The sequence below is a fragment of the Bacillus sp. FSL M8-0166 genome (genome assembly GCF_038008825.1).
GTDB lineage: Bacteria > Bacillota > Bacilli > Bacillales > Bacillaceae > Bacillus > Bacillus safensis.
Genome location: NZ_JBBOZZ010000001.1, coordinates 339,974 through 361,792 on the forward strand (window position 1 = coordinate 339,974; position 21,819 = coordinate 361,792).

The 21,819-nt window shown below is 42.5% G+C and carries 26 protein-coding genes, 1 riboswitch and 1 other annotated feature; of the genes, 21 read left to right on the forward strand and 5 right to left on the reverse strand.

What is annotated here, in order from left to right:
* The 10 genes from minD (at position 1) to pheA (ending at position 7,342) form a co-directional block, all read left to right on the forward strand.
* Entirely contained in the window at positions 1-804 is an 804-nt protein-coding gene (gene minD / locus NSS92_RS01895; protein WP_017358134.1) for a septum site-determining protein MinD, read from the forward strand.
* 219 nt (positions 805-1,023) lie between these two features.
* Positions 1,024-1,815, forward strand: coding sequence for a M23 family metallopeptidase (locus NSS92_RS01900; RefSeq protein ID WP_340866804.1), 792 nt, complete (start codon positions 1,024-1,026; stop codon positions 1,813-1,815).
* Positions 1,808-2,677, forward strand: coding sequence for a M50 family metallopeptidase (locus NSS92_RS01905; protein WP_340866805.1), 870 nt, complete (start codon positions 1,808-1,810; stop codon positions 2,675-2,677). Before NSS92_RS01900 ends, NSS92_RS01905 begins: the two co-directional genes overlap by 8 nt.
* A gap of 66 nt (positions 2,678-2,743) precedes the next feature.
* Positions 2,744-2,816 (forward strand) — a sequence feature (ribosomal protein L21 leader region).
* Between the two features lie 12 nt (positions 2,817-2,828).
* Positions 2,829-3,137 (forward strand): 50S ribosomal protein L21, encoded by a 309-nt coding sequence (gene rplU, locus NSS92_RS01910; protein WP_003216781.1) that lies wholly within the window; start codon positions 2,829-2,831, stop codon positions 3,135-3,137.
* Between the two features lie 14 nt (positions 3,138-3,151).
* A complete protein-coding gene (locus tag NSS92_RS01915) occupies positions 3,152-3,490 on the forward strand; it encodes a ribosomal-processing cysteine protease Prp (RefSeq protein ID WP_034279847.1) in 339 nt (112 codons plus the stop codon).
* A 12-nt stretch (positions 3,491-3,502) separates the two neighbouring features.
* On the forward strand, positions 3,503-3,787 hold the full coding sequence (gene rpmA / locus NSS92_RS01920; RefSeq protein ID WP_003216586.1) for a 50S ribosomal protein L27: 285 nt from the start codon (positions 3,503-3,505) through the stop codon (positions 3,785-3,787).
* A gap of 257 nt (positions 3,788-4,044) precedes the next feature.
* Positions 4,045-4,638, forward strand: a complete 594-nt coding sequence (locus NSS92_RS01925; RefSeq protein WP_267587200.1) for a sporulation initiation phosphotransferase B — start codon at positions 4,045-4,047, stop codon at positions 4,636-4,638.
* Between the two features lie 21 nt (positions 4,639-4,659).
* Complete coding sequence (gene obgE, locus NSS92_RS01930; protein WP_039180364.1) at positions 4,660-5,946, forward strand: GTPase ObgE; 1,287 nt, start codon at positions 4,660-4,662, stop codon at positions 5,944-5,946.
* A gap of 55 nt (positions 5,947-6,001) precedes the next feature.
* Positions 6,002-6,445, forward strand: coding sequence for an ACT domain-containing protein (locus NSS92_RS01935; RefSeq protein ID WP_008342790.1), 444 nt, complete (start codon positions 6,002-6,004; stop codon positions 6,443-6,445).
* 18 nt (positions 6,446-6,463) lie between these two features.
* Positions 6,464-7,342 (forward strand): prephenate dehydratase, encoded by an 879-nt coding sequence (pheA, locus tag NSS92_RS01940; protein WP_024423155.1) that lies wholly within the window; start codon positions 6,464-6,466, stop codon positions 7,340-7,342.
* 23 nt (positions 7,343-7,365) lie between these two features.
* Here the strand turns inward: pheA and NSS92_RS01945 are convergent, their stop codons facing one another.
* A complete protein-coding gene (locus tag NSS92_RS01945) occupies positions 7,366-7,908 on the reverse strand; it encodes a transcription repressor NadR (RefSeq protein ID WP_041086449.1) in 543 nt (180 codons plus the stop codon).
* Positions 7,909-7,911: 3 nt separating this feature from the next.
* On the reverse strand, positions 7,912-9,054 hold the full coding sequence (locus NSS92_RS01950) for an IscS subfamily cysteine desulfurase (RefSeq protein WP_445661625.1): 1,143 nt from the start codon (positions 9,052-9,054) through the stop codon (positions 7,912-7,914).
* A gap of 94 nt (positions 9,055-9,148) precedes the next feature.
* On the opposite strand from NSS92_RS01950, the gene nadB reads away from it, so the two are divergent.
* From nadB to NSS92_RS01975, 5 genes are all read left to right on the forward strand, one after another.
* Complete coding sequence (nadB, locus tag NSS92_RS01955; RefSeq protein WP_340866807.1) at positions 9,149-10,723, forward strand: L-aspartate oxidase; 1,575 nt, start codon at positions 9,149-9,151, stop codon at positions 10,721-10,723.
* A complete protein-coding gene (gene nadC, locus NSS92_RS01960; protein WP_267587203.1) occupies positions 10,705-11,568 on the forward strand; it encodes a carboxylating nicotinate-nucleotide diphosphorylase in 864 nt (287 codons plus the stop codon). The genes nadB and nadC overlap by 19 nt, the downstream gene beginning before the upstream one ends.
* Positions 11,555-12,664 (forward strand): quinolinate synthase NadA, encoded by a 1,110-nt coding sequence (gene nadA / locus NSS92_RS01965; RefSeq protein ID WP_340866808.1) that lies wholly within the window; start codon positions 11,555-11,557, stop codon positions 12,662-12,664. Before nadC ends, nadA begins: the two co-directional genes overlap by 14 nt.
* 131 nt (positions 12,665-12,795) lie before the next feature.
* Positions 12,796-14,208 (forward strand): SafA/ExsA family spore coat assembly protein, encoded by a 1,413-nt coding sequence (safA, locus tag NSS92_RS01970; protein ID WP_340866809.1) that lies wholly within the window; start codon positions 12,796-12,798, stop codon positions 14,206-14,208.
* Positions 14,209-14,341: 133 nt separating this feature from the next.
* A complete protein-coding gene (locus NSS92_RS01975; RefSeq protein WP_267587206.1) occupies positions 14,342-14,959 on the forward strand; it encodes a YhcN/YlaJ family sporulation lipoprotein in 618 nt (205 codons plus the stop codon).
* Between the two features lie 46 nt (positions 14,960-15,005).
* Here NSS92_RS01975 and NSS92_RS01980 read toward each other — a convergent pair whose 3' ends face one another.
* Positions 15,006-15,638 (reverse strand): LysE family transporter, encoded by a 633-nt coding sequence (locus NSS92_RS01980; RefSeq protein ID WP_075622123.1) that lies wholly within the window; start codon positions 15,636-15,638, stop codon positions 15,006-15,008.
* A gap of 235 nt (positions 15,639-15,873) precedes the next feature.
* Positions 15,874-15,982: riboswitch (TPP riboswitch) on the forward strand.
* Between the two features lie 127 nt (positions 15,983-16,109).
* On the opposite strand from NSS92_RS01980, the gene thiC reads away from it, so the two are divergent.
* The gene (gene thiC / locus NSS92_RS01985) at positions 16,110-17,870 is read left to right on the forward strand and encodes a phosphomethylpyrimidine synthase ThiC (RefSeq protein WP_340866810.1); all 1,761 of its coding nucleotides are present in this window, start codon (positions 16,110-16,112) and stop codon (positions 17,868-17,870) included.
* Positions 17,871-17,906: 36 nt separating this feature from the next.
* Here the strand turns inward: thiC and NSS92_RS01990 are convergent, their stop codons facing one another.
* Entirely contained in the window at positions 17,907-18,053 is a 147-nt protein-coding gene (locus NSS92_RS01990) for a hypothetical protein (RefSeq protein ID WP_340866811.1), read from the reverse strand.
* A 192-nt stretch (positions 18,054-18,245) separates the two neighbouring features.
* Between NSS92_RS01990 and NSS92_RS01995 the strand changes: the two genes are divergently transcribed.
* The gene (locus NSS92_RS01995; RefSeq protein WP_008342761.1) at positions 18,246-18,428 is read left to right on the forward strand and encodes a hypothetical protein; all 183 of its coding nucleotides are present in this window, start codon (positions 18,246-18,248) and stop codon (positions 18,426-18,428) included.
* Positions 18,429-18,461: 33 nt separating this feature from the next.
* Here NSS92_RS01995 and NSS92_RS02000 read toward each other — a convergent pair whose 3' ends face one another.
* Positions 18,462-19,106 carry a serine/threonine protein kinase gene (locus NSS92_RS02000; RefSeq protein WP_034279877.1) on the reverse strand — a complete coding sequence of 215 codons (645 nt, stop codon included), beginning with the start codon at positions 19,104-19,106 and terminating at the stop codon, positions 18,462-18,464.
* Positions 19,107-19,345: 239 nt separating this feature from the next.
* Between NSS92_RS02000 and NSS92_RS02005 the strand changes: the two genes are divergently transcribed.
* The 4 genes from NSS92_RS02005 to NSS92_RS02020 all read left to right on the forward strand — a co-directional run bounded on the left by NSS92_RS02005 (position 19,346) and on the right by NSS92_RS02020 (position 21,809).
* A complete protein-coding gene (locus tag NSS92_RS02005; protein WP_267587549.1) occupies positions 19,346-19,846 on the forward strand; it encodes an intercompartmental signaling factor BofC in 501 nt (166 codons plus the stop codon).
* A 148-nt stretch (positions 19,847-19,994) separates the two neighbouring features.
* Entirely contained in the window at positions 19,995-20,600 is a 606-nt protein-coding gene (gene ruvA, locus NSS92_RS02010; RefSeq protein WP_024423144.1) for a Holliday junction branch migration protein RuvA, read from the forward strand.
* Positions 20,601-20,611: 11 nt separating this feature from the next.
* Positions 20,612-21,616, forward strand: a complete 1,005-nt coding sequence (ruvB, locus tag NSS92_RS02015; protein ID WP_024423143.1) for a Holliday junction branch migration DNA helicase RuvB — start codon at positions 20,612-20,614, stop codon at positions 21,614-21,616.
* Entirely contained in the window at positions 21,609-21,809 is a 201-nt protein-coding gene (locus NSS92_RS02020; protein WP_012010741.1) for a DUF2905 domain-containing protein, read from the forward strand. The genes ruvB and NSS92_RS02020 overlap by 8 nt, the downstream gene beginning before the upstream one ends.
* Positions 21,810-21,819: the final 10 nt, after the last annotated feature.

Below are 21,819 nucleotides of genomic sequence, written 5' to 3' on the forward strand. Positions count from 1 at the left end.
TTGGGCGAGGCTATTGTGATTACCTCAGGAAAAGGCGGCGTTGGCAAAACAACAACATCTGCAAACTTAGGCACAGCACTAGCAATTCAAGGGAAAAAAGTGTGTCTAGTTGATACCGACATCGGCCTTCGGAATCTGGATGTCGTGATGGGGCTGGAAAACCGCATTATTTATGATCTAGTCGATGTAGTAGAAGGAAGATGCAAAATTCACCAAGCGCTTGTAAAAGATAAGCGTTTCGAGGATCTTTTGTATCTTTTACCTGCTGCTCAAACAAGCGATAAAACGGCTGTAGAGCCGGAACAGATCAAAGAATTAATTCAATCATTGAAACAAGACTTTGATTATGTTGTCATTGACTGCCCTGCTGGAATTGAGCAAGGCTTTAAAAATGCTGTATCCGGTGCAGACAAGGCCATTGTCGTGACGACGCCTGAAATCTCAGCTGTGAGAGATGCGGACCGAATCATCGGTTTGTTAGAACAAGAAGATATCGAACCGCCTCGTTTGATTGTCAACCGTATTCGTACACACATGGCGAAAAATGGCGATTCAATGGATGTGGATGAAGTTGTACATCACTTATCAATTGATCTACTTGGCATCGTAGCAGATGATGATGATGTGATTAAGGCTTCAAACAATGGTGAACCAATTGTCATGGATGCTAAAAATAAAGTATCGATTGCATATCGCAATATTGCCCGCCGGGTACTAGGCGAATCAGTACCGCTTCAATCATTTGAAGAAGAAAACAAGGGAATGTTTGCAAAGCTGAAAGCATTTTTTGGTGTAAGAGCATAATCACTTAAGCGTGATAGAAAACCTTTGCAGTCTAGGAAGGGCGAGTAACGGAGTGGAGCGAATTTGACATTCGTGAGCACCGGAGCGCAGACCTCACACCGAATGCGAGGGTTTGTCTACCCGCTGAGACCGATTCGATGAGAATCGGTCTTTTTGTTGCATATCAGATGAGGTTGTCACATAAAATGTACAAACTGTTTGTATGTAAAGGGTGATCTCATGAAAAGAGTGGACGAGTACCGAAAGAAAATCGCGCAGCGCCGCAAAACAAAGCAGTCAGCTGCTCCCCCTAAGAAGACGGCTTTCAAGAAAAAAGAAGATATCCCGCCATGGGTTATGCTGACAGAGGAAGAAAAGCATTCTGGCTCGACCTCCTATGAACCGGCGACTCACCAGCCAAAGAAATACCGTCATCCCTTATTTAACCCTAATACCTTTGTGCTTAAATGCTTATTATCAGCGTCCCTTGTGTTGATTGCAGCCATTTCATTTAAAGGTCAGGCAGGTCCGTTTCAGCAGCTGAAGCCAATGATTACTCAGACCTTTGAGCAAGATTTTCAATTTGCTGCTGCCCACCGCTGGTTTGAAAAAACAGTTGGACATCCGCTGGCCTTTTTAACCGAGAAAAAAGATGGTCAAAAGGACGTACAAGCGAATCAAGAACTGGCTGTTCCTGCCTCTGGTAAAGTGCAGGAATCCTTTACTCAAAATGGAGCAGGGGTCAAAGTCGAGACATCAGCTGAAGCGATTGATAGTATGAAGGAAGGCTACGTGGTCGAGGTGAAAAAGAAAAGCGATACAGGACTTACCGTAGTGGTGCAGCATGCAGATAACAGCTATAGCTGGTACGGTCAATTAAAGAAAGCCGATGTGGCCTTATACGATTTTGTCGATAAGGGTGAAAAAATTGGCCAGATTTCGCTTGATGATCAAGGGAAGGGCACGTATTACTTTGCCATTAAGCAAAATGAACAATTTATCGATCCTATTCAGGTGATGACCTTTGAATAGATGGCTGCTCATGCTGACGAAAATTCACATCCATCCGCTGCTGTGGATTGTGATGGCGTTTGCGATTCTGTCAGGTCAAATCAAGCCGTTGCTTTGTCTGCTCGTGATCGTCTGTGTCCATGAACTTGGACATGCAGCGGCTGCCTGCTATTATCATTGGCGCATTCGGCGGATTTTTTTACTGCCATTTGGCGGAACGGTGGAAGTAGAGGAACATGGGAACCGTCCGTTAAAAGAAGAGCTGGCGGTCATTTTGTGCGGGCCGCTTCAGCATGTACCACTCCAGCTCATGGCATGGCTTTTCATGGAGGCTTCTCTTATCTCGCACGACGTCTTTATGATGTTTACCTTTTATAATATGGCGATTTTTCTTGTGAATCTTTTGCCCGTTTGGCCGCTTGATGGCGGAAAATTATTCTTTTTGCTCTTATCTGTTTTTTACCCTTTCCAACGTGCACATGCCCTAGCAATAAAAGGCTCACTTGTCTTTTTCGGCCTATTGACAGGAGGGTTACTTTTGTTTGCACCGCTGCAATTCAATGGCTGGGTGCTGCTCACTTTTTTAGCTTATTCACTCGTGAGGGAGCACAGGCAGCGGCATTACGTCAGGGTTCGCTTTTTACTAGAACGGTATTACGGTAAAAAAGAGCAAAAGGTAGAAAAACTGATTCCGCTGAGAGCAAGTGCAGAGGAAAAAGTATACGAAGTGATAGCACGGTTTCAAAGGGGCTGCAAGCATCCAATTATTATTGAAAGAGATGGCGTAAAAATGAGCCAGCTTGATGAAAATGAACTGCTCCATGCGTATTTTTCAGATCGCAGAACCACCTCCTCAATGGAAGAGCTTCTTTTACCGTACTAATGGTGAAAATACATTGACATTCTGCGTCTAGTTTGATATATTTTTTAATGTTATGGATATGTAGCACCCGTGCTACAACCGCGCGGAGCAGGTGTAAAGAGCCTATGGCCCCCTGTATTCGGCGAGTCTGAGTTTATTAGGAGGTGCAGAGATGTACGCAATTATCGAAACTGGTGGTAAACAAGTAAAAGTTGAAGAAGGTCAAACTGTTTATGTTGAAAAACTAGCTGCTGAAGCAGGTGAAACAGTAACTTTCGAAAACGTATTGTTTGTCGGCGGAGACACTGTCAAAGTGGGTAACCCTTCAGTTGCTGGAGCAACAGTAACGGCTAAAGTTGAAAAACAAGGTCGCGGTAAGAAAATTACTGTGTTCAAGTACAAACCGAAGAAAAACAACCACAAGAAACAAGGTCATCGTCAACCTTACACTAAAGTTGTTATCGAAAAAATCAACGCTTAAGGCGTGTGAGTGATATGATCAAAGCAACCATTACTCGGTCATCAGCAGATGAAAGCATTACGTCTTTTCAGATGACTGGACATGCCGAGTTTGCTGAAAAAGGTCAGGATCTCGTTTGTGCAGGTGTATCTGCTGTTGTTTTCGGCTCAGTCAATTCAATTATTGCACTGACAGGATTGGACCCACTGCTCGATATTGGTGAAGAAGGCGGCTATTTCTCTTTTGAACTGCCAGCTGATACAGATCCAGTATCCTTTGAAAAAGCCCAGCTGCTTTTAGAAGGCATGGTCGTTTCCTTAGAGACAATTGAACGAGATTATCACGATTATGTGAGAATATCAACAAAAAAATAGGAGGTGAACTTCATGCTTAGATTAGATCTTCAATTTTTCGCATCTAAAAAAGGGGTAGGTTCTACAAAGAACGGACGTGACTCTGAGTCTAAACGTTTAGGCGCTAAACGTGCTGATGGTCAATTCGTAACTGGTGGTTCTATCCTTTATCGTCAACGTGGAACGAAAATCTATCCAGGTGAAAACGTTGGACGCGGAGGCGACGACACTCTTTTCGCTAAAATCGACGGAACGGTTAAATTCGAACGTTTCGGTCGTGACCGTAAAAAAGTGAGCGTATATCCTGCGGCACAATAATTGCTAAAAACTCCGGTCATTGACTGGAGTTTTTTTCACTTTTTACAAGCAGTATCGAAGATGATAAAAGAAAATGCACTCCATAAATATCAAAGAACGTTTGCTGACTTTGCCTCATTTTCTCCTATACGATCAGAAAAAACAACCTTTCCTCACATAACTAGTGTTTTTCTATGCTGTCTTCTCTGTTATAATTCAGGGAGACATATTGATGATAAGACTCCTAAAAGAGAGACCAAACGATTGGGAGTGCGATAATGGAAGAGATACCAAGTAAAGAAAATGAAAAATTAACTCACGTTGCATTAACAAATGAATTGATCTATCTGCTCAGTCGTTCAAGACACGACTGGATGAATAAATTACAGCTGATCAAAGGCAACTTGACATTAGAAAAATATGACCGCGTGTTTGAAATTATAGAAGAAATGGTCATTGAAGCACAGCATGAATCCAAACTCTCAAATTTAAAAATTCCCCAATTGGCCTATTACTTTCTAACATTTAATTGGGAGTCGCATTTTATCACCTTAGAATATGAAGTGCTTGGTGAAACCCGAGACTTATCAGCATATGAATCGCAGCTGCTAACGGTATCACAGGAGTTGTTTTCGATATTCGATCAATCAGTTTGTCAAAAAACTGAAAATCATTTAACGGTCACTTTCCAAATAGATCATGAAGAAAATGATGTGATCTTATATTTTGATTTCAAAGGAAAATTAACAAGTTTGGATGCGTTAAATGCGTTTCATGACGCAAACTATCCATGTATGAGTATAACGCAATTTCATGTGACGCCTCATGAGTCCATGATTGAGCTTTGTTTGAGGCAAGAACGAGATATGTGATGCAGAGAAACGGAGGAAGTTATGTTTGTAGATCAGGTTAAAGTGTATGTTAAAGGCGGTGACGGCGGAAACGGTATGGTGGCGTTCCGTCGTGAAAAATATGTACCAAAGGGCGGCCCAGCAGGCGGCGACGGCGGAAATGGTGCAGATGTTGTATTTGAAGTAGACGAAGGACTTAGAACGTTAATGGACTTTCGTTATAAGCGTCATTTCAAGGCTGACCGCGGTGAGCACGGAATGAGTAAAAACCAGCATGGCCGAAATGCAGAAGAAATGATTGTCAAAGTTCCGCCGGGTACGGTTGTGACAGATGCAGAGACGGAACAAGTACTAGCTGACTTGACAGAGCATGGGCAGCGGGCTGTGATTGCCAAAGGCGGACGTGGCGGACGTGGAAATTCACGCTTCGCAACACCAGCAAACCCTGCACCACAGCTGTCTGAAAACGGTGAGCCAGGTAAAGAACGTGACGTCATTTTAGAATTAAAAGTACTTGCAGATGTTGGACTTGTTGGTTTCCCAAGTGTCGGGAAGTCAACGCTGCTTTCGATTGTCTCTTCTGCGAAACCAAAAATTGCGGATTATCATTTTACAACGCTTGTGCCGAACCTCGGAGTTGTTGAAACAGACGATAACAGAAGCTTTGTTATGGCGGATCTGCCAGGACTGATCGAAGGAGCGCACGAAGGCGTTGGCTTAGGTCATCAATTTTTACGTCATATTGAGCGTACACGTGTCATTGTTCATGTCATTGATATGTCTGGACTTGAAGGGCGTGACCCATACGAAGACTACGTGACGATTAATGAAGAGCTTGAGCAATACAATATGAGATTGACAGAGCGTCCGCAAATCATTGTTGCGAACAAAATGGACATGCCAGATGCAGCTGACAATCTAGCGGCATTTAAAGAAAAATTAACGGATGACTATAAAGTGTTCCCGATTAGTGCGATCACAAGAGAAGGGCTTCGTGAGCTCTTATTTGAAATTGCCAATCAGCTTGAAACAACACCGGAATTCCCGCTTTATAATGAAGAGGAGCTGTCGGATAACCGCGTGATGTACAGATTTGATGAGGGCGATGCACCATTTGAGATCTCAAGAGATCCTGATGGCACGTTTGTCTTAACGGGTAAAGCACTTGAGCGACTCTTTAAGATGACAGACTTCTCAAGAGATGAATCCGTTAAACGATTCTCTAGACAGCTGCGCGGAATGGGTGTCGATGATGCATTGCGTGAGCGCGGTGCAAAAGATGGCGACATCATTCGTCTGCTTGAATTTGAATTCGAATTTATTGATTGATCAAAAGGAGGGTCCAGACCATGGACTCTCCCGTTTTTAAAAGGGGAGAAAACAGGTGAAAGAAGAAACGTTCTATTTAGTAAGAGAGGATGTACTTCCAGATGCGATGCGAAAAACGCTTGAGGTCAAAAAGCTTCTTGATCGCAAAAAAGCGGATTCAGTTGCCGATGCTGTTCAAAAAGCGGATTTAAGCCGCAGTGCTTTTTACAAATACCGAGATGCTGTTTTTCCATTTTATACAATGGTGAAAGAGCAGATCATCACATTGTTTTTCCACCTTGAGGACCGGTCTGGGGCTCTGTCAAGGCTGCTTCAAATTGTGGCTGACTCGGGCTGTAATGTGTTATCCATTCACCAAACGATTCCGCTGCAAGGAAGAGCGAATGTCACCCTATCAATTAGTACGGCAGGTATGGCAGATGATATCAACACCGTCATGAATCAATTAAGAAAGCTTGAATTTGTCGAAAAAGTCGAAATTCTAGGTTCTGGGGCGTAAAAGGAGAGATCATAGCAGATGAAGCAATTAACTGTAGGTTATTTTGGACCAGAGGCAACATTTACTCATTTGGCCGTATGCTCTTGTTTTCCAAAAGATGCAGTGCAGCGTGCCTATGCAACAATTCCGCAATGTATGGATGCTGTGTCAAAGGGCGAAGTCGATTTGGCGGTCGTTCCACTTGAAAATGCACTCGAAGGATCTGTGAACTTAACGATTGATTATTTAATTCATGAAGAAGCGCTGTCCATTGTGGGGGAAATGACAGCACCAATTCGGCAGCATTTGCTTGTCCACCCATCAAGAGCGGAGAGCTGGGAGACGTTAGATGTCATTCAGTCGCATCCTCACGCGATTGCTCAGTGTCATCAATTTCTGAAAAAGCAGTACCCTCATATTCCTCATCGGCCAGTGGAATCAACAGGCTATGCAGCAAAATACATCAGTGAGCATCCAGATGAAGCTGTTGGTGCTATTGCCAATGAAATTGCCGCAAAAACGTATGGTTTGACGATTGCGAAAAAAGACATTCATGATTATCCGCACAACCATACACGTTTTGTGATTTTACATAAAGATCCTAACGCATCGTTCCCAATGAATTCTGGTTTTTCATCAAAGCCAAAAACGACCATTGTGGTCAGTCTGCCTAAGGATGACCAATCAGGCGCATTGCACCGCGTGCTGTCTGCTTTTTCTTGGCGGAATCTCAACTTGTCAAAAATTGAATCTCGTCCGACAAAAACAGGTCTTGGACATTATTTATTTATTATTGATATTGAAAAAGAAATGGATGATGTCCTAGTCCCTGGTGCGATTCAAGAATTAGAAGCGATTGGCTGTGAGGTCAAGCTGCTCGGCAGCTATCAAACATATGAATTAACGAATGAAAAATAGTGTCCCATGAGGACACTATTTTTTTAGTCTTTTATTAAAAACCCAGCATCATCCAGCGCTTGAATGGCTTGATCAAGCTGCTTTTGGCTGTAAGAAGTGAGAGTATGCAGGTGCACGCCGTCTGTTAGTTCTGACAAGTAGGACGCGCCAGTGTTAGAAATATGATGGACAAAATCAGCGACTTGTTTCCGTGTGCTGACGCGAATAGAGGCCGTCAGTTCACCATAAACAGGGTGCTCAATGATCACATCTTTCACCGTTACTCCAAAGTCTACAATTAAGGTCAGTTCCTCTTCTGTACGAGCAGGATCATGCTTGCAGGCGATGATTTGTTCAATTTCTCTTTCTGGCGCATGCTGCGCTGCCATATACACATAGCCTTGGCTTGTGGCAATAATGGGTTCGTTTTTTGCTTTTAATAATGAAATATCTTGTACAATGACTTGTCGAGAGACAGCCGCTTTTTTAGCTAAAAAGCTTCCGGTAAGCGGTGTGTCTGTTTCTTTCAGCCACTCTAAAATGGCGGTTCTTCTTTCTTCGCCAATGAGTTTCCTCTCTTGCTCCACGTCCTAAGCTCCCTTCTTTTCCTTTTGCAAATGCTCAAATGTATGCAAAAGCTGATCGATGTCCTCTTTTGATGACTGCCATCCAAATGATAGTCGAATAAATTGAAGGGCATCACGATCTGATACACGTAATGCCTTCACAGCAGGGGAAGGATGGTGATAACCAGAAGCACATGCGCTTCCAGTTGATAGACAAATCCCATGCCGGTTACATGCTAACATTACATATTGTCCTTCAAACCCTTCAAAAAAACAACCAATAATATGAGGCAGCGTGCGGCGGTTGTCATTGTCCTGAAGTGTACGAACAGGCAGCTGTCTTATTTTTAACTGCTGAAGAAAATAATCACGGAGCTGCTTATCTAATTTATGCTGTTCATCCAGCCTAAGCATCGTTTGTTCACTTGCGGCAGCAAAAGCACCGATACACGGAACGTTCACTGTCCCTGGACGTAAGCCATTTTCCTGAACTGCACCTGCATATAAAGGTTTCCAAGGAACATGTGCGCCCATATAAACGGCACCAGCGCCTTTAGGAGCATACACTTTATGACTTGAGATGGACACGGCATCGACTCCAAGTTCTTTGATCGACACACGAATCTTTCCAAATGTTTGCACAGCATCTGTATGAAAAAGAATGTTCCTTTCTTTTAAAAGAGGCGCTAATTCAGCAAGCGGCTGGATAATCCCTGTTTCTGAATTAGCATGCTGAATAGATACTAGCCCTGTTTCAGGCAATAATGCTTTTTTGAGAATGTCCTCTGTAACGATTCCATCCTGATTCGGTTCAATGATCGTGACTTTTACGCCAAGACGCTCTAAGCTGCTAACTGAATGATGAACAGAAGGGTGCTCAACTGAAGTTGTGATGACATGCTGTTGATGTGCTGGCAGTCCATTGATGATCGATTGAATCGCAAGGAGATTGGATTCAGTTCCACCGCTTGTAAAGTAGACTCCATCTGGTTCACCCTCGATCATGGCAGCGAGTGATTGTCTGCTGTAAGTCAATATGTCATTTGCTTTTCCCCCAGCATCATGAAGACTGCTTGCATTTCCGTAGAAATTTTTACTTAGCTGCTCAAAAACATGCAGTGCTTCCTCTGAAACAGGTGTAGAAGCTGCGTAATCTAAATAAACCAACCTATCCATCTCCCGTGTGAAAATTTTTTCTTGTATTTATTTTAGTGTTGTGTAATGATATGTGTCAAGACAGGTGTAAATGACAGGAGGGGCGATGGTGTCATCAATCAAAAAAGTCATTGTGGTGGGATCAGGCATTGCAGCGCTTTCCTTTGCAAAAACCATTTCGAAAAGCTGCCAGGTCATCATGATGACAAAAAAACAATTTTCATCTAGTAATTCCATGCTGGCACAAGGAGGAATCGCTGCTGCCTTTTCAGCACATGATTCAGTTCAGCAGCATGTGCAAGATACACTAGCTGCCGGCTGTGATCACAATGATGAAAGAACCGTACAGGAAATCGTGAGACTTGGAAAACACCTTGTGGAGCAGCTCGTAGCAGAAGGCTGTCCATTTGATCAAGATGAGATGGGAGAGCCGCAATTAGGCAAAGAGGGAGCACACACCACTCATCGCATCTTGCATGCAGGAGGAGATCAAACAGGCAAAACCCTTGTGCAGTATCTAAAAAGTCAGCTTGGCTCACATATTCATTTATACGAATATCATCATGTCATTGATCTATTGATTCATAAAGGGACATGTACGGGTGTTGTATGGAAAGACAAGACAGGACACGTACATACGATGACCGCAGATGCCGTTGTTTTATCAACTGGCGGCTGCGGCTCCCTATATGAGACAAACACAAATGATCCTTCTGTAACAGGAGACGGGCTGATGATGGCCTATCGAGCTGGGGCGCAATTAGTGGATATCGAATTTGTTCAATTTCATCCTACTCTTTTAACAATCGCTGGAAAAGCAGTTGGTCTCATTTCAGAGGCAGTACGGGGAGAGGGAGCTTATTTAGAAGATGAAACAGGCAGGCGGATCATGAAAGGTATTCACCCACAAGCTGATTTAGCACCTAGAGATGTGGTCGCTAGAGCTATTTTTCATGAGCAGCAATTAGGTCATCAATTGTATCTTAACATCCATGATATTCCGTATTTTTCAACTCGTTTTCCAGCAATAGATGCGATGTGTCAGCGTGCAGGCGTCGATATGGCAAGCGGCAGGCTGCCAATTTCCCCCGGTATGCACTTTTTAATGGGCGGAATCAGCGTCAATGAATATGGAGAAACGACTGTTCCAGCGCTATTTGCAATTGGAGAAGCGGCCTGTACTGGCTTACACGGTGCGAATCGATTGGCGAGTAATTCTCTTCTGGAAGGTCTCGTGTTAGGCAGCAAAGCGGCACAGAGAATTGAACAACTGCCTAAACAGAAAGAAACAAGTCCACCTTTTTCAATTCAAGAAATATGGATGGTCCCAATGATTTCAACATCTCAACTGAGACAATGGATGACTACATTTGCGGCCATTGTGAGAGATGAAAAGGGCTTGCAGACTTTGCTTCATTCGTTACAACATGTCACTTTTCAGCAAATTAATGTGAAGGATATCACAAATGAACAGATCGAATTAAGCAATCAATGGGCATTAGCGATTTGCCTTGCTAAATCTGCATTACTTCGTACAGAAAGCAGAGGCGGCCATTATCGAATGGATTATCCAGAGCGAAGCGATGCGTTGTGGCAGGGCAGGCAGATTGTTCATGAAAAAGGTCACATTCATATCATCAAAAATGAAAGGATCGGTGCCAAATGGAACGTTTACAGTTAAAACAAATGCTCACTCATTTTTTCACAGAAGATATTGGCTTTGGAGATGTATCGGCTGATGCCATCTTTGGAAATAAGAAAGGAACAGCTCTTATCATTGCGAAACAATCTGGTGTATTGGCAGGATCACAAGTAATTGATCTAGGGTACCGCCTGTTGAATGAACAGATTCAAACTGAGCTGTTTTTTCAAGAAGGTGATTGGATTCATTCAGGTGCTGTACTGGCGAAAATAAAGGGCCCAGTCAACGACTTATTAAAGGGAGAGAGAGTCATTTTAAATCTATTGCAGCGAATGACAGGTATCGCCACCTTAACACATGAGGCGGTGCAGCGATTAGGTGACCCGTCTATTACGATTTGTGATACGAGAAAAACGACACCCGGCTTGCGTATGTTAGAGAAATACGCAGTAAAGACAGGCGGTGGAAAGAATCATCGCTTTGGCTTATCGGATGGGGTGATGATTAAAGATAATCATATTGCGGCATGCGGTTCTATCCGTGAAGCTGTAGAGAAAGCAAGAGCATATGCCGGTCATATGGTGAAAATTGAAGTGGAAATTGAATCAGAAACGCAGCTAATGGAAGCCATTGATGCAAAAGCGGATGTCATCATGTTTGATAACTGCTCTCCGGACGAGGTGAAACGTTTTAAACAAATGACGCCAGAGTCTATTCTGACAGAGGCTTCAGGAGGAATCACGCTAGAGACATTGCCAAGCTACAGGGGGACAGGAGTCGACCTTATTTCACTTGGCTTTCTAACACATTCTGCTCCAGCATTTGATTTTAGTATGAATATGGAATTCAGTCATAAAGGGGGAACAACTCATGTCCATGCTTAATGTATTAGCCAATCAACATGCAGTCATGATGCCAGATGAATATAAACACCGCTCTGAGGATGAGATGAAGCAGCGAGTGTTAGAAATTAAGCGGGCTTTTGGCTCAAAGCTTTTTATACCGGGCCACCATTATCAAAAGGATGAGGTCATCGAATTTGCAGATGCAGCAGGAGATTCATTGCAGCTAGCGCAAATAGCTGCTGACAATCACGAGGCTGAATACATTGTGTTCTGCGGCGTTCATTTTATGGCAGAAACGGCAGATATGCTGTCAAACAAGAATCAAAGCGTCGTTTTGCCAGATATGAGGGCAGGCTGTTCAATGGCAGATATGGCAAACATGAAACAAACAGACAGAGCATGGAAGCAGCTCACTGATCTGTTTGGGGATACAATACTTCCGCTTACGTATGTCAATTCAACAGCAGATATTAAAGCATTTGTCGGCAAGCATGGCGGGGCAACTGTTACTTCGTCAAACGCTAAAAAAGTACTCGAGTGGGCACTGACACAAAAAGAGCGGATTCTCTTTCTCCCTGATCAGCATTTAGGACGTAATACGGCTTTTGATTTAGGTATTCAGCTAGAAGAAATGGCTGTGTGGGATCAGATAGAAGAAAAGCTCATCACCGATCAGCCGCTTTCCCGTATTAAGATGATTTTATGGAAAGGCCATTGCTCCGTACATGAGAAATTTACCGTTCGAAATATAGAAGAAATGAGAAAAAAAGACCGTGACATTCAAATTCTTGTCCATCCTGAATGCACGCATGAGGTCGTAAGGGCTTCTGACCTAGCAGGTTCAACGAAATTTATTATTGATACGATCAAGCAGGCGCCAGCAGGAAGCAAATGGGCGATTGGAACAGAGATGAATTTAGTCAAACGGATCATAGCGCAGCACCCAGATAAACAAATTGAATCCCTCAACCCAGATATGTGTCCATGTTTGACTATGAACCGGATTGATCTGCCTCATTTGTTATGGTCACTTGAAAGCATTGATAAGGGTCAGCCGGCCGGGTTGATACAGGTCAATGAAGACATCACGAAAGACGCATTGCTTGCACTCAATAAAATGCTGGCCATTAAATAATGAATCAGCCCCTCCTATCAGAAAACAAGTTTTTATCATATCGGCTTGTAAATAGGCATAAATTTATGTTGAAACATATTGTACTTCTGACATAACCGTTACGTTCACGTTTTGCATAGGAGGGGAAAACGTTGAAAATTCATATTGTGCAAAAAGGAGACTCCCTTTGGAAAATTTCAAAGAAATACGGAGTCGACTTTCAAGAATTGAAAAAACTAAATTCACAGCTCAGTAATCCTGACTTGATCATGCCGGGTATGAAGATTAAAATTCCATCTAGTGGTGTTCCTGTGAAAACAGATCATCACAAAGCAAAAGAAATGCCAAAAACGAAAGAACATCCGTATGTGAAAGAAAAGCCAAAAGATGTCGTGCAAGTGCAAGATACGAAACCGAAGGAAAAGCCAAATGAACCGGTACCTTATGTACCGCCAGTGCCAAAGATCGAGCAGCCAGTTTTTCCGCAAGTCGATGTGAACTATTATCAGACCAATCTCTACCAGCCATTCACGCCTCCTCCCAAAAAAGATCATCATGAGAAAAAAGATCACGTTCATGACAAAAAGGATCACAAGGATCATTTTCATCATGAAAATAAAGACCATAAAGATAACAAGGATCATTTTCATCATGAAAATAAAGACCATAAAGATAACAAGGATCATTTTCATCATGAAAATAAAGACCATAAAGATAACAAGGATCATTTTCATCATGAAAATAAAGACCATAAAGATAACAAGGATCATTTTCATCATGAAAATAAGGAACATATAGACCACAAGGACCATTTTCATCATGAAAATAAGGAACATAAAGATAACAAGGACCATTTTCATCATGAAAATAAAGGTCATCTAAAAGAAGAAGTGGCAAAGGGGTATGATCCGTTTATTCATATTCCGCATCAAAAAGAGGAGGGAAAAGATATGGAGAATAGCAATTACCCAAACCTTCCTAATTTCCCGCAAATGCCAAATGTGGGAGGGGCAGCGGTAGGAGGAATAGCTGAAAATAAGGAGCATCATCACCAGCACCATCATCATGAACCATATGATCCTTATTATGGTTATGGTCATTACATGCCAGCAATGTATCCATATCCGCAGCAAATGGTGCCGGCATCGCCAATCTTACCGGGATCAGGCCTATGTTATCCTATCCAGCCGTATTATCACCATCACATGATGCCATATCCATACCCGGCTCATCCGTATTATCCTGCGTATCAAGCGCCAGCTTACTACGGGGAAAATCATGAGCACCATGCAAACGACGGACATCACTGGCATCACCATATGCATTCAAACGCCAACGCAAATGCCAATGCAAATCAAGGCTTTTATCCAAACGTTTCAAATCCAGCATATGGCAAGGAAGACTGCGGATGCGATGATGGAATGAAGCATCATCAGCCTTGGCCAGGGCATTATCCAAATCCTGTTCCTTATGGTCAAATGGGGGCTTATCCAGCTCAGCCTTATATGCAGCCATATCCAGGTCAATCCGTTTTTGCAAGGCCGGAGGAAGAAGAAGAAGATTAATGACAGAAGGAACGATCTCAATCGTTCCTTTTTTTGTTTATAACTGACAGCTTGATTTTTTTCATAACTGTACATGCTAAAACAGAGCCTGTTTCGCGCTCATGAGATTGAATTTGTACAGGGGGTTTTTCGTTTGAGACAAAAATGGCAAAAAACAATCGCATTAGTGCTTCTTCCTATTGGTTTAACGGCATGTGGTGCAAATAATAATGCAGGTGTCGATACACGTCATAATCAATCAGGCCAGCCGGTTGGTTATCATTCGAATCAACGAGCGGAAGACAACAATCAGGATCATCAAGGACCAGTTTCTGAACTCATGGAGGGAATGAACGGCAGAAATACAACGAATGTTGATTACCGTACACGTCCTCAAGCTGATGATCGAATGCCTCTCACAGGTGGTGATGGACGCTACAGTCATGGAGATATGAACTATCATAACCAAATGTCGTTCTCAGGCTACGATAAACAAGAGAACATCCAGCGTTCAAGAAAAATTGCCAACCGCGTCAATAAAATGAATCACGTGGCAGACTCTCAAGTCATGGTGACGGATGAGAATGTGTATATTGCCATTAAATCAGATGGTCGCCTGACATCAGAAGGCGTATCACAAGTAGAAGAAGCAGCGACTCGTTATGCGGATGGAAGAGCAGTCCAAGTCATCAAAGATGAAGGTGCATTCACACGTTTTAGAGATATGAGAAGAACGCAATTTGAAACAGGCCAAACAGGCATGACCCGGTAGTTTGACATCAAAAAGGCTAAAGTTCATCATGAACTTTAGCCTTTTCTTAAAAATAAACCTTGATGCCTATATAAAATTCGTAAAAGAAATAACAGCCAAACCCTAGTAATAAAATACCAGCAATAATGGATGTCCACTTGATCATCGTCCGATTCATTACTTTTCTTGTTAAGGATACAAGTGTGAGAAGACCGATGTCATGAAGGAGAATCCCTGCCAAAATACCGCCGGCAGCCAGCATAAATTCAGATGAATCTGTTTTTGTATAAGCATCCGCAAGTACAGCACCAAAAACAGAAACCCAGAACACAAGATTTCCAGGAGATACCGCCACGAGCAAGCCGTTTCGATACGTTTTTGCGAATGATTTATTGACCTTTTCTCCTGCTAAATGGATATCTTGATCCGCATGTTTAATGGAATCGTATGCGAGAATCATTAAAAATACAGCTCCGATCAGCCAGAGCGGGATTTGAACAAACGGCAAAGATAAAAACTGAGCAAATCCAGCATATAAAGCCAAAATAAGTAATAAGTCTATGGTCATACCGCCTGCTCCGACAGTTAAACCATGAAAGAATCCGTTTTTGAGTCCCTGTTTTGTCATTTCAACCGTGATTGCTCCAACAGGCAGAGCAATTGAGAATCCTACGACGATAAATGTGAGAAATGTTTGCAATCGACTAGAACTTCCTTTGAATAAATTGTATAAAAATTCTCCGTTTAGATTAATTATACATAATAGGAGGAAAGGATCAACGATTATTTCAGATTTAATTGAAATGAGAGAGACAGATCATGTATAGAAGTCTGTATATCAATATGATCTATAAAGCTTGTAGGGGAAAGGAACTATTTTCCTGAATTCTCTTTTTTTCATGATGTCTCTGTGCTACACTGATGTGGAAATCAATAAAAGTGACTAGGGGTGCCCGTAAATGGGCTGAGAGAGAAGCATAAGCTTCTTAACCCTTTGGACCTGATCTGGCTCGTACCAGCGTGGGGAAGTTGAAGATGATGCATGTATCATTATCAATGATATGCATGTTTATTTCTGACGACGAAACCAGGTTCTTTCAATAGAGCCTGGTTTTTTGCTGGTGCTGATTCCATCCTGTCCGGTGACAAGAAGAAAAGGAGAGAACAGCAAATGAAAGAAAAGAAAAGTGTCCCATCCAACCAATCATTATTATCCAGCTTTGACGGCAGCCGAAAGGTGTATGAGAAAGGATCAAGACCCGATATCTTAGTGCCAAAAAGAGAGATTGCGCTCTCGCATACTGTGACAGAGGCGGGCGACATAAAAAATGAACCAGTCCGTGTATACGATACGAGTGGACCGTACACCGATGAGAACGTTCATATTGACGTCACAAAGGGATTAAAGCGTCTTAGGGCAGCATGGATTGAAGAAAGAGGAGATACAGAAAGCTATGAAGGGCGTCATGTAAAACCGGAAGATAACGGATATCGTTCAAGGGAGAAGGAGTCCTTCCATTCTGTCCAGACTGATTTTCATCATATGCCGCTCCGCGCGAAACAAGGTGCCTGTGTGACGCAAATGCATTATGCCAAAAAAGGCATCATTACGCCTGAAATGGAGTTTATCGCAATAAGAGAAGAACTAAGCCCTGAGTTCGTTAGAGAGGAAGTAGCGAGCGGAAGAGCCGTCATTCCTTCGAATATTAACCATCCAGAAAGTGAACCAATGATTATCGGAAGGAATTTTCATGTCAAAATCAATGCGAATATTGGCAATTCAGCTGTCACGTCATCCATTGATGAAGAGGTAGAAAAGATGACGTGGGCGATCAGATGGGGGGCAGACACAATGATGGACCTGTCTACTGGAAAGGATATTCATACAACGAGAGAATGGATCATTCGGAATTGCCCAGTCCCGGTAGGAACCGTTCCTATCTATCAGGCCCTTGAAAAAGTGAATGGAGTAGCAGAAGATTTGACGTGGGACGTGTATAGGGACACATTAATTGAACAAGCAGAGCAAGGTGTAGACTATTTCACGATTCATGCGGGCGTGCTATTAAGATATATTCCGCTCACAGTCGATCGGGTGACCGGAATTGTTTCAAGAGGCGGTGCGATTATGGCAAGATGGTGTCTTGCTCATCATCAAGAGAATTTCCTCTACACACACTTCGAAGACATTTGTGAAATTATGAAAACGTATGATATCGCCTTTTCTCTTGGAGATGGACTTAGACCAGGCTCGATTGCTGATGCCAATGATGAGGCGCAGTTTGCAGAGCTGGAAACGTTAGGCGAGTTAACAGAGATCGCTTGGAAACATGATGTGCAGGTAATGATTGAAGGGCCTGGTCATGTCCCAATGGATAAAATCAAAGAGAATGTGGACAAGCAAATGGATATTTGCAATGAAGCGCCATTTTATACGTTAGGGCCACTTACAACAGATATCGCGCCGGGGTATGATCACATTACATCCGCCATCGGCGCTGCCATGATCGGCTGGTACGGAACAGCAATGCTGTGCTATGTAACGCCAAAAGAGCATTTAGGTCTGCCGAACAAAGAAGATGTGAGAGAAGGCGTGATCGCCTATAAAATTGCCGCACATGCCGCTGATCTAGCAAAAGGACATCCTGCTGCTCAAAAGCGTGATGATGCATTATCAAAAGCGAGATTTGAATTTAGATGGCGGGACCAATTCCACTTGTCACTGGATCCAGAAAGAGCCTTGGCGTTCCATGATGAAACATTGCCTGCTGAAGGCGCTAAGACCGCTCACTTTTGCTCGATGTGCGGACCGAAGTTTTGCAGTATGAAAATTTCCCATGATATCCGCAATCAATCTGAAGAAGTGAAAAGAGAGATGGAAAAGAAGGCGAAGGAGTTTGTCAGCGGGGGAAGTCAAATTTATCAGCCCTAAAAAAAGAACCTCGCACGCATGCAGTGCGGGGTTTTATCAAACGGCTGAAAAGGCTTTTCTTAAAAGGTGAAAAAATGCCTTTACTGCATATGCCATCATGTCCACACTCGGAATGAGAGCATCTGTTAAATGAAAAAAGACTGTTTGTTCTTCTGGAGGTGTTCGTTTCTTTTTCTGCTTCATCAAGGGCAGCCTCCTTTTTAAGCAATATACTTCTTTTCAGATATGAGAGATAGATATGCTGTGTGAATTTAAACAAAATTTAAACTTCTTGGGTTTGAATGGAAACAAGGAGGGGAAACGAGTTGAATAGAGAATGAATGAAAAGAGCTGATCTTTTTGACCAGCGAACAAGAAAGAGTGGAAGGTGATCTTATGATGAAAGTATTTAAGGTAACATTTCATATGAACAATGGGGAAGTGCTTGATTTCGAGCTGAAACGTCCAGCTACCTATGATGTGTATAAAAAAATTGAAGAAGCCAATCATTGGTTTAAGCTGAATAATGAAATCATTAACCTATTAAACGTCAATAGTATCCATGTAGAAACAGAATAACAACAGAAAGCCGCTCAAAGAGAGCGGCTTTCACTATGCAGAAAAATCGTTTCGATTGTTAAGCTGCCCGCGGGACAGCCAGTTTTTTTTATACAAATATGCAATCACTTCAAGCCACAGACGCGGTGCTTTTTTAGGGAAAAAAGGTTTTTGGTAATAGGCATAAGCGGCTTTTAAATCATCCCATTGATGACATGCTTTCGTTTGCGTGAATCTGGCAACGTCAATGACCCTGATCCTTCCTTCTTTTGTTAAGATCAGATTGCGCAGATGGATATCAGAAGGATTCAATCCTTTCTCGCGCGCTTCCTCCAGCGCATCATCGACCTGTTCAATCATTTGTTTTTTAATAGGAATTCCTTTTGTAAGGCATTCATAGAATGTGTAGCCTTTAATATATTCCATTAAAATATACTGATCCCCAGACTCATAAATCTCAGGGTAGTAAGACGAACCAGAAAGTTTTTCGTAAATGGCAGCCTCTTTGCGGGCAATATGCTGATAAGAAGGGAAAAAGACTTTTAGTGCCATTTTCTTGCCGTCTTTTTTGTATAAAAAGACATAGGCACTTCTTCCTTTGCCGCACAGCTCAAGCTCTGCCGGTTTATAGGCAAGCTTATGAAAACGTTTTTCTTCATGATACTGAATCGATTCGGCTAATCTTTTGACATCTGACATTGACTTCACCTTCTTTGGTTTCAGTTTATGCGGCTGAAAAACGAATGATGAAAAAACCGTGTCATTCGATAAAGCAATGGATTGTATAAAACATAACATTTACGAATGAAGGATACAACGAAAGACTCTTACCATACATTTGAATGATTGATTTGGTTAATGTTTAGAAAAATGGGTCAAACTACATATGTCATGCATCGATCTCATGTTCTAAAGAGGTGTAAATAGTGAAAGTGAAGATGAAATGTTTCGTTACAGGACTTATCATGACAAGTGTGCTTTTTTTCGCTGCGGATATGGAAGGAAAAGAACACTTGCAAAAGCAGTCAAACTCTATCACCGTCCAGCTTGAAAAAGTCTATCTAGACGGCGATGTGAGTATTGAAAGACACCGGGCATCATTAGAAGACAAAGACACATTCTGGGCGCAGTATAAAGGATGGACGCTGATAGAACAAAAAGAGGATTTTGCCCTTTTTAGAAAGCAAATTGATGATATCTCTCCATTAAGTAAAGCAAATGGATATATCGGATTATCAGAGGACGGTGTGATTTCTACGTTTCATGGAAGGCCTGACGGCTGGGCGGAGCCTATTCATCTCTTTTTTCAAATTGATACGTCCCGTTTAGAAAGTCATGTGGAAAAGCAGCTTGAGCAAGGCATTCCTTTTCGAACAAAGGATGAATTTGAGCATGTGCTTGAAGTCATGAAGCCTTACCGAAATGAAATATCGTTTTAAAGCGTGTAACAGCTTGCTGGTGTGAAGGCCGCAAGCTGTTTTTCGTGGTTTCATCATAAAAATGTATTGAGCGAACGTATGTTAACTTTTATTGCGGTTTTCTCTTCGATTTATGTTACAATGAAGAACAGTCAAAGAGGTGAAAACGGTGATAGAGTTTGTAAAAGGGACCATTGATTATGTGTGCCCGCAATATGTTGTCATTGAAAACGGCGGAGTGGGATATCAAGTCTATACCCCAAACCCGTTTATCTATCGAGTAAATAAACAAGAAACGATTTATACGTATCATTACATAAAGGAAGACGCATTTTCGTTATACGGTTTTCAAACACGAGAAGAAAAAGCGCTGTTCACAAAACTGTTAAATGTCACAGGAATTGGGCCAAAGGGCGCACTTGCCATTCTTGCTTCCGGCGATCCTGGCGCTGTCATTTCAGCAATAGAACGTGAAGATGAAGCATTCCTGATTAAATTCCCTGGTGTGGGCAAAAAAACAGCACGTCAAATCATTCTGGATCTAAAAGGCAAACTTGCAGATGTGGTGCCAGAAATGATTGGCAACTTATTTAATCACGAGGACCACATTCAGGTCGAAACGCAGCAAACTGCATTAGATGAAGCGCTTGAAGCTTTAAGTGTCCTTGGATACGGTGATCGTGAAATCAAAAAGGTTCTTCCATTATTAAAAGAAGAAAAGAATCTCACAACCGATCAATATGTGAAAAAAGCTTTACAAAAAATGTTGAAATAGGGTGATGTCTCATGGATGAACGGCTCGTCTCAACTGAAGCAGACAACCATGAATCAGCCATTGAGCAAAGTCTGCGGCCACAGACACTTAGCCAATATATCGGTCAGCAAAAAGTAAAGGATAACCTCAGCGTATTTATTGAAGCTGCCCGCATGAGGCAGGAAACGCTTGATCACGTCCTTTTATATGGACCTCCTGGACTTGGGAAAACAACGCTTGCGTCGATCATTGCCAATGAAATGAATGTTCAGCTGCGTACAACGTCAGGACCAGCGATTGAACGTCCTGGTGATTTGGCGGCCATCTTAACATCTCTTGAGCCAGGTGATGTATTGTTTATTGATGAAATTCACCGCTTGCAGCGCTCAATTGAAGAAGTGCTGTACCCAGCAATGGAGGATTTTTGTTTAGATATTGTCATTGGAAAAGGAGATACAGCACGCTCTGTACGGCTTGATTTACCGCCATTTACGCTTGTAGGTGCAACGACCCGTGTCGGGCTGTTAACAGCGCCGCTTCGTGACAGGTTTGGGGTACATGCAAGATTGGAATACTATGAGCAAAGAGATTTGGCTCACATTGTGGCAAGAACAGCCGAGCTGTTTGAGATTGGGATCGATATTCGCTCTGCCGAAGAGATTGCGAGACGTTCCCGGGGAACACCGAGGGTTGCCAATCGTTTGCTCAGAAGAGTAAGAGATTTTGCGCAGGTGCTTGGGAATCATGCCATTACGCAGGATATTGCGGAAGATGCCCTAGAGCGTCTTCAAGTGGACAGACTTGGCCTCGATCATATAGACCATAAGCTGCTTTTAAGTATGATCGAAAAATTTAGAGGCGGTCCTGTTGGGCTTGATACGATCTCAGCGACAATTGGAGAAGAATCACATACGATTGAAGATGTGTACGAACCGTACTTACTGCAAATTGGTTTCCTGCAAAGAACACCAAGAGGGCGGGTCGTCACAAGAGAAGCGTATGAACATTTTCAAATGGAGGTTCCGATTCGTGACTGAATTCCCTAAAATATTAATGATTTTAGGTGGTGTCCTTTTTGCCGCAGGATTAGTGTTTCAATTGGTTGGTAAGCTTCCAGGTGATATTTTTGTGAAAAAAGGAAATGTAACATTCTTTTTTCCTGTCATTACATGCATAGTCATTAGCATCGTACTAACCATATTACTTAATATCTTTGGACGGATGAAATAACGTTTACTAG